This is a genomic window from Pandoraea cepalis (assembly GCF_902459625.1).
Taxonomy (GTDB): Bacteria; Pseudomonadota; Gammaproteobacteria; order Burkholderiales; family Burkholderiaceae; genus Pandoraea; species Pandoraea cepalis.
In genome coordinates this window covers 1-12760 of the sequence record NZ_CABPRY010000006.1, presented here as the reverse complement: position 1 = coordinate 12760, position 12760 = coordinate 1, and the positions used below count along the sequence as shown (strand labels likewise).

The 12760-nt window shown below is 59.1% G+C and carries 12 protein-coding genes; 11 read left to right on the top strand and 1 reads right to left on the bottom strand.

All coding sequences use genetic code 11. The annotated features are described in order from the left end of the window. Positions 1-65: 65 nt before the first annotated feature. The gene (locus PCE31107_RS13845; protein ID WP_150609159.1) at positions 66-779 is read right to left on the bottom strand and encodes a hypothetical protein; all 714 of its coding nucleotides are present in this window, start codon (positions 777-779) and stop codon (positions 66-68) included. 340 nt (positions 780-1119) lie between these two features. Here PCE31107_RS13845 and PCE31107_RS13840 point away from each other — a divergent pair, with 340 nt between their 5' ends. The 11 genes from PCE31107_RS13840 to PCE31107_RS13790 form a co-directional block, all read left to right on the top strand. Beyond that, positions 1120-1833, top strand: coding sequence for a VirB8 family type IV secretion system protein (locus PCE31107_RS13840; RefSeq protein ID WP_174966664.1), 714 nt, complete (start codon positions 1120-1122; stop codon positions 1831-1833). Continuing rightward, complete coding sequence (locus PCE31107_RS13835; protein ID WP_150609155.1) at positions 1830-2717, top strand: TrbG/VirB9 family P-type conjugative transfer protein; 888 nt, start codon at positions 1830-1832, stop codon at positions 2715-2717. Before PCE31107_RS13840 ends, PCE31107_RS13835 begins: the two co-directional genes overlap by 4 nt. 8 nt (positions 2718-2725) lie before the next feature. After that, positions 2726-4138, top strand: coding sequence for a TraB/TrbI/VirB10 family type IV secretion system protein (locus tag PCE31107_RS13830; RefSeq protein ID WP_150609153.1), 1413 nt, complete (start codon positions 2726-2728; stop codon positions 4136-4138). Between the two features lie 5 nt (positions 4139-4143). Continuing rightward, on the top strand, positions 4144-5283 hold the full coding sequence (locus PCE31107_RS13825; RefSeq protein WP_150609151.1) for a hypothetical protein: 1140 nt from the start codon (positions 4144-4146) through the stop codon (positions 5281-5283). 59 nt (positions 5284-5342) lie between these two features. Beyond that, positions 5343-5837: a toxin co-regulated pilus biosynthesis Q family protein gene (locus PCE31107_RS13820; RefSeq protein WP_174966663.1), complete on the top strand. Its 495-nt coding sequence runs from the start codon at positions 5343-5345 to the stop codon at positions 5835-5837. A 21-nt stretch (positions 5838-5858) separates the two neighbouring features. Then, entirely contained in the window at positions 5859-7523 is a 1665-nt protein-coding gene (locus PCE31107_RS13815; protein WP_150609147.1) for a hypothetical protein, read from the top strand. A gap of 15 nt (positions 7524-7538) precedes the next feature. Then, the gene (gene pilP, locus PCE31107_RS13810; RefSeq protein ID WP_150609145.1) at positions 7539-8282 is read left to right on the top strand and encodes a type IV pilus biogenesis protein PilP; all 744 of its coding nucleotides are present in this window, start codon (positions 7539-7541) and stop codon (positions 8280-8282) included. 29 nt (positions 8283-8311) lie between these two features. Next, the gene (gene pilO2, locus PCE31107_RS13805) at positions 8312-9607 is read left to right on the top strand and encodes a type 4b pilus protein PilO2 (protein ID WP_150609143.1); all 1296 of its coding nucleotides are present in this window, start codon (positions 8312-8314) and stop codon (positions 9605-9607) included. After that, on the top strand, positions 9597-11261 hold the full coding sequence (locus PCE31107_RS13800) for an ATPase, T2SS/T4P/T4SS family (RefSeq protein ID WP_174966662.1): 1665 nt from the start codon (positions 9597-9599) through the stop codon (positions 11259-11261). Before pilO2 ends, PCE31107_RS13800 begins: the two co-directional genes overlap by 11 nt. Further along, positions 11254-12444 carry a type II secretion system F family protein gene (locus PCE31107_RS13795; RefSeq protein WP_150609139.1) on the top strand — a complete coding sequence of 397 codons (1191 nt, stop codon included), beginning with the start codon at positions 11254-11256 and terminating at the stop codon, positions 12442-12444. Before PCE31107_RS13800 ends, PCE31107_RS13795 begins: the two co-directional genes overlap by 8 nt. Before the next feature lie 57 nt (positions 12445-12501). Further along, a partial coding sequence (locus tag PCE31107_RS13790) for a type 4 pilus major pilin (RefSeq protein WP_217425203.1) occupies positions 12502-12760 on the top strand: 259 nt, incomplete at its 3' end.

Genomic DNA, 12760 nt, shown 5'->3' with positions numbered 1-12760 from the left:
TAACGCCACCGTAGGATTGGTGCGACTCTTTTGCGTTTCCAAGCCGGGAAGTTGCGTGCTCGCGGTTACTTCGTGTGATGCCGGCCGATGACGCTAACCACGGTCTTCCAAGGGTCTTCCTCCCACAGATTGCACTCGACGTGGCTGCCATCCGGCAGCACATGGCGGATAGTCCCCGGCGCCGGATCGTTGCCAGCGACGCGCCATGCGTACATGACGATGTAGCCGTAAGCCAAGAAAGCTTCAGGTGTGTTCCACTCCACCACAACCACGCCGCTTTGCCAGCCCATTCCACCGATATGCGCTCCGATTAGCTTCGGCGCATCCTTTGCGAGCGGGTAAGGGTGGCCCGGCACATGAAGGGCGCCTATCACCATCCCAAGCGAAAGCGTCCTTGCACCGTCTTCAGGAAAGATGTTGCCGCGAAAGGGAGCGCCCCGCTCGACCTTCGTTTCGTACTGTTCCGGGTGAGCGTTCGGATCGCCGACCACGACCGCTCCGTCCAGCGTCACGTGACGGAGGAAGGGAACATCGACCGAGACTGCGACATGCTTCCACGCCTGGAGGAGAAGCCCGGAATACTGGACGAGGGCGGCCCTGCTTCGGTACTTGATGGTGACGACGTTATTCACGTCTTCGATGCCGAGGATTTGTGTGCCCGGATCGAAATATCTCATGGCGCTCTCGTCGGGCCTCTCGAGAACCTTCATTGCGCCGTAGACGTAGGCGTACCGCTGGGCTCGACCACGATGTTCCGGGACTACTGTAATGATGGACATTACAACCTCGATGGTTGTTGGGGATGCGCGAAGTGATATCTCCGCACTTGAAGCAATCATATCGTCTAGTCGCCACGTGGCAAACCGCAATGATGAATCGTGTCTCCGGTCTCATTCATTCACCCGAACGTCAGACTAAGGTGATTTGGCGCGACGAGAACTGAAAATAGCTGGATATACAAGTCCTTGCGCGCTGCGGCCTGTTCTGACCGAACGCGTCGAAGAATATTACTGACAGACTGAAGCCCGAGGTTTCATGATTCCCAGCACGTAGAAAACCCCCGGATTGCCGCTCGCATTCAAGTCCCGATGCATGACGCTCATCAGGAGAATGTGTGGCATGAAGACATCTAGCCAAAAGCCCACTAATCGGGCTGAATCGTCCAAGCGACCGTCGGTTCCACCGTTCACTCCAGGGCCGGTCAGGGAATCCGCGGTGCGGAAGTATTTCGCTCGTGGAGAGATGGAGCGGATCACTGCCAATCGCTGGTTCCTGGCTACGGTATTCCTAGGCGTTCTTACACTCGTCAATTCGGTCGCGTGGGTCGTGCTCGTGCCCTTAAAAACGATCCAGACGATCGTTGTGCGCGAAGATAAGGGCGGGCGACTAACGTCGGACCTTAGCGGCCCTTCCTCCTACGTGCCAGACCGCGACGCTGTTGCGTATTTCCTTTCGGATTGGATCAACAACGTCTACGACATCAACGCGTCGACGATCGATAACAATCTGGCGCTCGCCGGGAAGATGACCGTCGGCCAGGCGACCGATCAGCTCAACGCGTTGCTGCACAAAGAAAATCCTTACTCCCGTCTGCACGATACGCCAACTTTGCGCCGGACGTTCGATCGCCTGACTGTCAACTTCATCACGGATGACACAGTCATCATCCGATTCACTCTTACGGAGCGCAGTGCATCGGGCTCTCAGCCGAAAGTTTCGACCTGGGCCATGACCATCACCTACACGCGTATCCCGACGACGACCATTGAGCAGGTCAAGATAAACCCGGGCGGAATCTATGTGAAGAGCTTCAACGTCAACCAGGAACAATGATGGCGGCTTCCGTGACGGTGGTCGCAGATCCACGACAAGGTTTCTTTATGAAAAATTCGGCCCGCTCGATCGCTCGCGTGATCCTGACCTCAGCATTCCTCGGCTTGGTGGCCTTGGCGCATGCTAAGGAAGGCGCCACTCGCAATCCGGCCGAAACTCCGACGCCGTCGCCGTTTGACGATCGGATAGTGACATTCACCTATAGCTCGGATGCGGTCTTTCCTCTGCTCACTCAGTCGGGCCAGGGGACCCATATTCAGCTGGAGCGGGGGGAGGGTGTTGTCGAAAAGCCGGTATTGGGTGACTCCATCCAGTGGCGCATCAGCGGCGGGCCGACCCATCTGTATGTCAAGCCTGTTCGCTCGGGTATCTCGACAAGCCTGACACTGGTCACCAACAAGCGAACCTATGAGTTTTACCTCGTCGCTTCGGATCCGGGTGGAAAGTTCTACCAGCAAGTTAGTTTCAACTATCCGGAGGAGGTGAAGGAGGTACAGCTTCAGGCGCAAGCACGGGCGGAGTCATTCATTACGGAGAAGCGTCGCTTGGACAGCCAGGTTCTCACCCCGCCGCTCGATCCGACTTCGTTTCGCTACGGCTACGAGATCAAGGGGGACGCACACTTCCGGCCGATCGATGTGTTCGACGACGGCACGAAGACGTTCTTCCGGCTGCCAAGTGTTCAAGACATGCCAGCAGTCTTCGTCCCTGACGACCACAAGCGTCTCCAACTTATCGTCACGCGCCTGAGGGGAAACTTCATTATCGCTGACCGAATTGCTGATCGTTTCGTGCTCAAGCTGGACGACCAGGAGGTCTATGTCGAGTCGGGCCGGGGCAAGCACTGGTGGAACATTGGTTCCAAAGATAACACTCAGAACTGAGGCCAAAGATGTCTGACGAGTTAGAGGTCCATGAGTCGCCGTTCGAGCAAGGCAACCCTGCCCGTAGGCGGGTGGACCGCAACGACATTCCGGATTCCCTCCAGTCTCCTGATCGCGAAGCGACAGAGGACCTGACGCGCGGGAAGCGGAAGCAGGGCAAGACCATAGGCTTTCTAATAGTCGTGTCACTGCTTGGTGGTGGACTGTATTACCTCTATGGCATGCCTAACACGCCGATGTCTCACCGCAGGAAAAGCACTGATACGTTCACGCCATCAGATACGGCAGGCGCACAGGTGGTCAAAAGTGCGAAGGACGCTGAAGCCCAGGCAGAGGATCAGCGGCGGCGAGCCGCACTTGCTGCGTCAGCTTCCGCGACCAGTGCTAAGGCGCCGGATCCGAATGCAGCGGCTGCTGCCGCTATCGGTGCGCAAGGTGGGACAGGACCGGCCGGTGCGAATGGTACTGCTGGTCAGATGTTAGCGTCCGCGGCTCAAGCCGAAAAGCAAGCTGCTGATGCGAAAGCCGAGCGCGAAGCACAAATCGCCGCTTCCCCGCTTCAGGCGAACGACGTTCAGACGCTTCGTTCGAATGACACAGGTCGCGCATCGCCAGCACTGTCGCCATCTGAGCAGCTTGCCGCGAACCTGAAAAATCAGATGCGGGAGAACCAGTCCGTGGTGGACAAGCAGATGGACCGTGTCATGCAACTTTCGTCGGCGTACGGCGGCAGCCAGGGAGGGAGCGCAGTAGGGGTGAGCACTCGGTCGGGGCAGCAGGATCAGTGGCTGGCTTCCCAGAAAGCCGACGATGGCGTGCCGACGAGAATGCATGCGGCTCCAGCCATGCCCATTGTAGGGGAGGGTACGCCTGTTCGCGCGGTCCTCGTGACGGGACTGGATACCGACAATCCAGGGCAAGTAACCGCAATGGTGACGAGCGACGTCTACGACACCCTTACCGGTCACTCTCTGATGATCCCCATGGGGTCGCGTTTGATGGGGGAATACAACCACGATGTCCGTGTGGGACAAAGCCGTGTGCTTATCGCGGTGACACGCCTTGTCCGGCCGGACGGGTCGTGGATTGATTTGTCGGGTACGCCAGGTGGCGAGATGGATGGCTCGAGTGGTCTCGAGGGCGACGTCAACAGCCACTTCTTGAAGATCTTCGGCAGTGCGCTCGTGATTGGGGCTGCGACTCTTCTGCTCAATACGACCCAGCAGAACGTCACGGTAAACCAAGGTCTTGGCACTAGCCAAATGGGCGGAACGATCTTCGCTCAAACGCTGCAGCAGGTGGTGACGAATCTGCTCTCAAGAAACAAGGACATCCCGCCTACGATCACGCGCTCCGGCGGTACCCAATTCACCTTCTTGGTTCGTCATGACCTTGCACTTACGCCGTATTACAGGAGGTAATGGCGATGAGACCGAATATTGGAAGCTGCACTGCGCTGCGGAGCACATGCGTTTTCTTCGTGTCCGGCCTAGTGATCGGGCTAAATACCGCATACGCGGCGCCTGCGCTCGACTTCGGCTATCGGATTGATGGTCCAGTGCACGTTCGGCCGACGCTCGTCTTTAATGACGGCCAGGATACGTACATCCAGCCATCCGGGAACGCGCGCACGAATGTGGCAGGAGCTCTGTCGGATGGTCCGTACCTGCGCCTGCCGGGTACCCCAGAGTCGTTCACGGTCCGTGCTGGGGCGATCACGCTTCATGTCCAGCATGCTGGATTGCCGTCCGCCCCGACGGCGCAGGCCGTCAACAACTCGTCGCCGGCGGGACGCGCGGACGCGAACTCAATCCTTCGTGCGGTGCCAGGTGGGTATGCCACCGGGGTTACCATCGCGGCCGGCGGAAATGCTGCCGACAGACCGGCTACGCCTGCGTTGACAAGCCCTATCGTCAGAGTGAGTGCACGTATCGATACGGACGGAAAAAGGCCGCCAGTCGTCGGCGAACCCATTGTTTCGCAGTCGGTTGCGACCACGGCTATTTCTGCAGCGCCGGCATCCGGTGCCGTACCCCCAGTAGTCGTCAAGGAAGCGTCGCCGAACATTTCGTATCTCGCGAAAGATTTCGGCGCTGACGGCATACGGGATGGCTCCGGCGGATCCATCCAGATCCACTTCCGTGCGCGGCCGACTGCGGCCATGCAGTTTGCGTCTGCAGATGGGAAGCATTTGGGGTCGTCTTGGGATGACAGTGCGAGCGTCATGACGATCAGTGCCGCGCCAAAATTCGTTGTCCGCGATGGTCAATCGAGCGTGATCGTATCGCGCGAAATCGCTGACACCTTCCATTACCCAACCCATAACGCGGCAGGCCTCGAGGAGGTGTTCTCGGAGTCAGGTGCGGTCTACCTCCGCGTGGCCGAAGGCACGAAGAAGGTCACTGTGCGAGTCGACGGCAAGGTCGTGCCGGGCAAGCAGAAAGGCCGCTACTACCGTGTCAGCGGGGCTGGCGACAGCTTCGTCGTCGACGCCGATGGTTTCGGCGTGACCGTTACACGCTCTCGGTCAGTTCGCTTTGTCGACCACGAGGGCAGTACATCATGATTTCCTCACCTTCACATACCCGGCAGTCCGTGACCCAGGTCCGCCCACAGGAGTCTTCTATGTGCATTCGTCCCGCGGCTACGGCGATTGCCGCGCTCGTGGTTGCTGCTAGTTCCTCGATGACGTGGGCGGCCAGCGATTCGTCTGTACTCACTCGGGCGGGATGGCAACCGCTCGCGGGTAGCGACACAGCCGCGACCGATGCTGGCTCCACGTCTGCTCCTGATGTCACATCTGGCGCGACGTTACCGGCAGCGCCCATCAACGCCGCCGTGTCGGCTACGAAACCTGCGGACACATGGACTATTCGCGAAGGCTTCCCAATCGGCGAAGAAATCAAGGATTGGGCCAAACGCGCGGGCTGGAGGGTGGTCTGGCAAATGCCCCGCGATGTGATTGCGGCAGCTGCGACGAGCTTTACGGGGGACTTCCCTAGCGCGGTGACGGACGTCGTGAAGACGCTCGCAGCCAACGGTGCCCTGATCCGTGCCAAGATTTTCGACGGTAACCGCACCGTTCTCATACAAGGTCCGGGCGTGGCCCCCCAGCAGTAATTCGAGGAAAAGGAAACGCACATGAATAAGATGAGCGAATCGCTGCCCAAGGTATCGCGCGCCGTTCTGGGCACCATGGCCGCCGCAACCTTCCTTGGTGGTTGCGCAAATATCACGGATGCCGGCAACGCGGTAACGAAGACCGCCGATATGGTCGTCGAGGAGCAAGCAAAGGCATCGCTTGAGCATGCTGTCGTTTCGCGGACTTCCGGCGCCTGGCTGCTTGGTGACACGGTTCAGGTTAGCCCAGAGATCTCACCGATCCTGAAGCGCCAGATTGCATGGGAACCGCCGAATAAAGTCACGCTTTCCGAGCTGGCTGCGTATATCACGCGGCAGGTTGGGCTTCCCGTCGACATCTCGGAAGTTCAACGAGCGGGCGGCGGGGACACGCTCAACGCGAACACGACGGGGTCCGGACAACTTCCTTTGCCGCCGGGATTGCTGAATGCTCCCGGAGCGAGTCAGAAGGGGGCCGGCGGGAGTATTGCTCACGCAGCACTTCCGACTATGCGGGTTTCGTACCAAGGTATGGTGAAGGGGCTGCTGGACTTCGCTGCCAATGAAGCAGGTCTGTGGTGGAAGATGGACGAAGGCGTGGTGCGGTTCTATCGGACTACCTCCAAGACCTTCTATATCTCAGCGATCAACCGTAAATCCACTGGGCAAAATTCGATCGTTGCTCAGACAGGTCCGGGTACTCTCAATGGCAATTCCGGTGCGGGTACGGTGGGTGGTACTACTGGTTCGACAACGGGCAAGTCGCTTGCGGGCGATTCGTACGACGTAGACGTCTGGAAGACGATTGCAGCAACGGCGAAGACGGTTGCCGGTTCGAGCGCTAGCGGCGCTGCCGAAATTTCCGCCGAGCCGTCGCTTGGCAGTATCACCGTGACGGGTTCGCCCACGCAGGTCAAGCACGTCGAGGAATGGGTCAAGAGCTTGACGGACAAGCTGAGTCAGCAGGTACTGATCTCTGTATCCGTTTACTCGGTAAATCTCTCGCACGGAGATAACTATTCGTGGAGCCCGAGCGTCATTTACAGCAAGCTGTCGACCATGTATGGCCTGTCGCTCACGCCTCCTGGAGTTCCACCCAGCTCGGGGAGCCTTGCCCCTTTGGTACTGTCAGGAACGGCGGGTAAATCGTCGAGCTTAAATGGCTCGCAGCTCGCATTCAATGCGCTGTCAACGCTTGGCCAAGTCTCCGAGACAGTGACGCAGTCTGTCGTCACGCTGAACGGTCAGCCTGCACCGATGCAGGTCGCGAATGAGGTCACCTATCTGGCGCAAAGTGGCACGACGAACACGGCCAACGTAGGGTCGACGTCGACTCTGACTCCGGGGGTCGTAACAACGGGCTTCACCGCTACGTTCTTGCCCCAAGTCGTGAACGGCCGGATTCTGCTCTCGATGGACATGACAAATTCGGTTCTCAATGGCATTACTACCGCCTCGAGCAATGGCTCAAGCATTCAAACGCCGAACGTTTCGTCCGCAACGTTTCAGCAGAGCGTTTCGCTAACGCCAGGCGCAGCGCTGATGCTCGCGGGTCTGCAGCAGGACAACTCGGCCGTTACCCGCAGTGGCGTGGGTTCGCCGACCAACTGGCTCTTCGGTGGGGGCGTTGATGGTGGGCGTCAGAAGAAGTTGATTGCAATCGTGATCACCGCCCGCGTTCTTTGAAGGAGACGAACCTCCATGAAAACCCGGTTCAAATTGCATGTTTGGCGCGCCGCGCTGCTCGGTGCCGCAGTATCAATGTTAGGTGGTAACGCCAGTGCTGCGGCGCCGGCGGCTAGCGCGCCGGCGGGCACGTCAGACTCGTGGGATTTCGGAGCACCCGCCAGTACGTCTGCAGTTGGCGCACCCAGCAGAGTAACGGCCGCTGGTGTTGCTTCCAGTGCCGGTGCTCCTGCTCGCAGTGTCGCTGGAGATACCGCTACGGGACCTGCCTGGGCGAATTACTACCGGTCGGTGGATGCGATTCATGCCGACAGCCAATTGACGGAAGTACAAATCGAAAACGCCAAACTCCACTACAAGCTCGATCAGGCACGTCGTGGAATCTTCAACGACAACGGCGTGTCACAGGCATTCGCCGGCGCAGCCAATATGACGATGCAAGGCCAGCCGTTAGCAGCTCCGGGCGCTTCGCCATTGATTCAACGTGACGCGGTTGTTCAGGAAGTCAGTATGGTTGATGGCCGTTGGACGGCAAACATCCAGTTAGGGGCAGGGGCACGCGTGTCGGTGCACCCAGGTGACTCGGTTCGCGGTCTCGGCAAGATCGAGAGCATCCAGCTGGGACAAGTCATGGTGGCTCAAGGCGGCAAGGTGTTCTCGCTCCAATTCGCGGGAGCGACGTCGCAAGAATTCTCGGCACAGTCGAGCGGGCAGCCGAATCACGCGATCCTGGGCGCGATGCCCCTCGGGTTGCATTAAAAGCTCTCGTGGCTCCTGACCAAACGAACATGGCAGATTTGAAATACATCGGGGATTCCTACGGCGCAAGTGCGCGCGCCGCTCCGCCTTCAGTTGGGCGTGCTGAGATCGTGACGATCGGCCGCAGAAGATGGCTGATTGGCATGCGCTGGCGGTCGTACGAGGTGCAGCCCGAACGCGCGGAGCTCGCGGAGGAAGCAGCAACGATGGGCACGGACTGGATCGCGCGTCGAGTTGGCGACGAAGCAATTCAGGTGGGTTTCAGCCCTGCGCTGAGCAGCGGGTGGCCGAGCAAGGTGTACAGCCTTGCGGCACTGCTGGCGGATTCCCATAAGGTACCGTGGGCGGGGGCATTCGACCTCGGGGACGGACTGTGGTGGTACATCGCAGTCCGGGACAACTACGGGATGATGCCGGACGGTGACGTCGTCGGCTCCTACGAGGACATTCTGCGCGCCCGCCAGGAGCACGGGTCCCTCGAGGACTTTAACCACGTCAACGGTACGCTCGGGAATCTTGAAGAGCTCATTTCTCGCGCGAGAGCAAAGCGTACTGGTATTGAATCGCTGACAGCGTCACGATATTCCGCGCGTGTCGTGTTGGGGGGCGTGGCCGCAATTGTGTGTCTGGGAGGCGTGTACCTCAGTTACCAGCATTCCGCGAATGTTAAGGAGCAGAAGCGCCAGGCTCTAGTTCACGCACAGGTAGCAGCGAACGCTCGCAAGGCAGCGCAGGACGCTGCGCCCGACTCCGGAAAGATCCTGCGCTCGTCGCCGAATCCAGCCGCCTGGCTTGATGCATGCCGTCAGGCCGTCTACACGCAGCCGCCTTGGCATAACGGATGGCAACTCGTCACGTTTCACTGTGCGGGTTCGCGGTTATTGGTGGGTTGGAAGCGTGGACCGGGCGCGACCATTGCCTATGCTCCGCCAGACGCTGTTATATCCGAGGATGGAAACGGCGCGTCGCAGTCGGTGGTGCTTCCGTTGCCGCCCGGCCCGGAAGGCAAGGACGATGCGATCGCGCTGCGTGACGCACGTGCTGCACTGATCTTATGGTCTCAGGAGCATGGAATCGCCGTCTCTATATCCGCGATGCCAGGTTCGCCTCCGAAGGAGCGCGGCGCTGCGGCGCTGGGCAAAGCTCAGCCAGCGCCCGTGCCCGCAATTCAGTTTTCCTTCTCAGTTCCGGCGGCTCCGTTTGCTCTGGATTTTAGTAGTGTGCCGGGCCTTCGCTTGAGTGAAATGGACCTGGGCGATGTTGCCGGAAAGGCCGGTGGCAGGGCGGCGTACTGGAAGATATCGGGGGTGGTGTATGGACGTTAGGAATGACGTAGGCGGAGCGCGGCGGCAGTTCATCCCGCCAACCGAAAAGATCGCGTCGAATATCGCGTTCGATCGGGTGACAATGACTGCGCATGTCGACAAGAGAACTGCGCAAGATCCGCTTTACCTCACGTGGATCGAGCGCAACAAGTTCGCCGGCTTCGAGATCAAGCAGCATATCACTGGCCTAGCGGAGGTGATGCAACTGCGGGACGGTCACGGCCTTCGTTACAGCAAACGCGACGCCGAGACGTCCGAGCAAGAGGGCTACGAGAACCGAGGGGAAGCGCTTGAACTCATTGAGTGTGCGGCTTACTACCGGGCATCCGATATCCACTTCCTGCTGCGGGGTCAACATGCCATTGTGCAGCTGACGGTCAACAACGACCTTCGTCACTTTCGCGAGTATCAGCAGGAGAAGGCGCAGTTGCTGGTTCGCGCCATCTGGCAAGGTCTGGTGACCACGGGCGACTCGCAGTGGCGTGACCACGAGCGACAGAACGCGCAGGTGACGGGCGAAAAGCTCAATCCTGACACGGGTATAACGTCGATCCGAATCGTGCGTGGCCCGATGTTCCCGGCTGCCCAGGGCGGCCAGTTCATGGTGCTGCGCTTGCAATATTCGAACACGGTCAAGGCCGAGCGTCGTGCCGGCCTGCCGATCCTGAAATTTCCGCCGGCCCCGCGCGGCGACTTTCTGCTACCGAAGATGGGTTTCACGGAGCAGAACATAGCAAAGCTGCGTCACATCATGTCGATGCCGGACGGAATCTTGCTTATCACCGGCCCGACAGGTGCCGGGAAGTCGACTACCGACTACGAATTGCGAATGGAGGAGGCGCGTGTGCGTCCTTACCTTAAGCAAATCATGATCGCGGACCCGATCGAGTTTCCGGAAGAGTGGTCCACGCAGCTTCCAGTGACAAATGCTCTGGACAAGGCAGCTACGGCTGAACAATACGCCGAGTCGATGGCTGCTGCGCTGCGGATGGCACCCAAAATCATTTCTCCGGGTGAAATCCGAGGCGCCGAGGTAGCGCTTATGGCGTTCGAGGCGTCGACGACAGGCCACAAGGTGACGACGACCTTACACGTGTCCGACGCATTCCTGTGGCCGGAACGTCTCGAACTGATGGACATCACGAAGCTAAAGCGCGCGATGTTCTGCGACCCGAAGGTCGTGCGGGGCGTAGTTGCGCAGCGTCTGCTGAGCCCTCTATGCCCGCATTGTCGCGTGCGCGCGGAAGACGCGCCTGGTCGCGTGAGTGAATCGGTCATGGCCGCATTGAAAACATGGTCGACAGACGGCGACCTGAGCCAGATCTACGTGCGAGGCGAGGGCTGCGAGCACTGCAATCACGAGGGAACTGGCAGCCGGTTCGGAATCATGGAAGTGGTTGTGACCGACGCGAAACTCATGGCTGACTTTATCCATCGCGGAACCGCGATGGCGCGGCGCAACTTCCACCGCCGTCCGGACGCGGATCCCCCACTCCTGGAGACGGCCATCCGACATGTCCTTACGGGGCGAGTGGATCCGAACCACGTAACGGAAATGGTGGACGTAATCGTGCCAAAGGACATGTTCCACGACGTCGTGGACCTCAGTCAATACGGGCTCGACCGGCCGGCACTGGAGGTGGTGAATGGCTAAGTCAGGCGGGCTACTAACGCAGATGCTGAGCGCTATCGGGATACGTCCCCGTGCACCTCGAAAACATCGGATCCTGACCCGCAAGCGAACCGGATGGTGGGGCAAGCTATCGGATGCGGCCGACCGCAAGGCGTTCGACTGGAAGACGCGGGAGGCGCTCTATATGCACCTAGCCTCTCAAGTGGAAAACGGCGTGTCTGTCGAGAATGCGCTGGACGGTTTTGCCGACATCCTGCGCAAGCGAAAGCGAAAGAGCTCTCAGGCGCTGATCGAGAACGTCTGCCGGCGCATGCGCGAAGGACTGCCCTTGCGTCGCGCGATCGCGATCGCCGTCCCACGTGAAGAAGCGGCCATGATCGCCGGCGGTGAGATGTCGGGGGAGTTGATCAACGCCTTCGATCTGATCGTCGACTCGCATGATCGGGTTGAGTCAGTGATCCGAGCCTACAAGGCAGCCGCTGTGCGTCCAATCCTGTACCTCGCGATGACCTATGGTGTGATGTGGGCCGTGGGCGCTTACGTGATGCCGAGCATCGTGCAAGGGTTGCCGGAAAGCAAGGTGCAAGGATTAGGCATTGTTATGTACAAGGCGGCTGATTTGTCGCAGTCCTGGCTGTCGATTGTGCCGCCACTAGTTTGCGTGGCTTTAGTCTATGCGGTGCGCTTCTCTTTTCCGCGTTGGGTTGGACCGCATCGTATCAAAGCGGAGCGCTACTTCCCGTACTCGTTCTACCGCGATATCGAGGGCTACAAGTGGCTCTCGTCATTTTCTGGACTGGTCGCCGCGGGCGTCCCGGATGTTCACGCGTTGGATCGCCAAATGGAAACGGCGAGCCCATGGCTAAGGGAACGACTCTGGCATGTCCGTTTCCGCATGACAGAGGGCGGGATGGAATTTGCTGATGCGCTTGAAGCTACAGGCGCAAACGGTAAGTTACCGCCCTTCGAATTTCCGAACCCGGCCATCATCGACCGCATTCGCTCGATCGCCGTAGCGAAGGAGTTTCACGAGAAGGTAGGACGCCTGACAAAGCGCTGGTCGGTTGAAATCGAACGAAATGCACTCAGTCAAGCCAAGAAAGCAGGCTTCTATGCCGAGATTGGAATGTACGCGCTTATGGGCTTCCTGATGTACGCAATCAATGGCGTCACGACGCAGCTGGGAGCGATCGGCGGTAGCTAAGCGCGTGCTGAACTCCAAAATTCTTCATTAATGCGAAACATGAGACGGAGGTGAAAGTTGGATGAAATTATGGGTTCATGGTTTAAGTACCTGGTGCGCCTGTTGGGCGTTGCAGCGGTGGTGGTCATTCTGGTGGCGATTTTCCACAAGAATAAGGCTGCCACGGAGGTAAGCAACGTCACGCAGCTTGCTACGAACATCGCGAATACTTACACGGGGCAGACGGCATTCACCGGTTTGACGACAGCGATTGCAGCTAATTTGGCTCCGTCTAATATGGTGGCGGGATCTACGTTGATCAACCAGTGGGGGGGGG

Coding starts and splice junctions, on each gene's coding strand:
- PCE31107_RS13820 (WP_174966663.1), top strand. CDS start 5,343: ATGTGCATTCGTCCCGCGGCTACGGCGATTGCCGCGCTCGTGGTTGCT.
- PCE31107_RS13830 (WP_150609153.1), top strand. CDS start 2,726: ATGTCTGACGAGTTAGAGGTCCATGAGTCGCCGTTCGAGCAAGGCAAC.
- PCE31107_RS13795 (WP_150609139.1), top strand. CDS start 11,254: ATGGCTAAGTCAGGCGGGCTACTAACGCAGATGCTGAGCGCTATCGGG.
- PCE31107_RS13840 (WP_174966664.1), top strand. CDS start 1,120: ATGAAGACATCTAGCCAAAAGCCCACTAATCGGGCTGAATCGTCCAAG.
- PCE31107_RS13845 (WP_150609159.1), bottom strand. CDS start 779: ATGTCCATCATTACAGTAGTCCCGGAACATCGTGGTCGAGCCCAGCGG.
- PCE31107_RS13825 (WP_150609151.1), top strand. CDS start 4,144: ATGAGACCGAATATTGGAAGCTGCACTGCGCTGCGGAGCACATGCGTT.
- pilP (WP_150609145.1), top strand. CDS start 7,539: ATGAAAACCCGGTTCAAATTGCATGTTTGGCGCGCCGCGCTGCTCGGT.
- PCE31107_RS13835 (WP_150609155.1), top strand. CDS start 1,830: ATGATGGCGGCTTCCGTGACGGTGGTCGCAGATCCACGACAAGGTTTC.
- PCE31107_RS13815 (WP_150609147.1), top strand. CDS start 5,859: ATGAATAAGATGAGCGAATCGCTGCCCAAGGTATCGCGCGCCGTTCTG.
- PCE31107_RS13800 (WP_174966662.1), top strand. CDS start 9,597: ATGGACGTTAGGAATGACGTAGGCGGAGCGCGGCGGCAGTTCATCCCG.
- pilO2 (WP_150609143.1), top strand. CDS start 8,312: ATGGCAGATTTGAAATACATCGGGGATTCCTACGGCGCAAGTGCGCGC.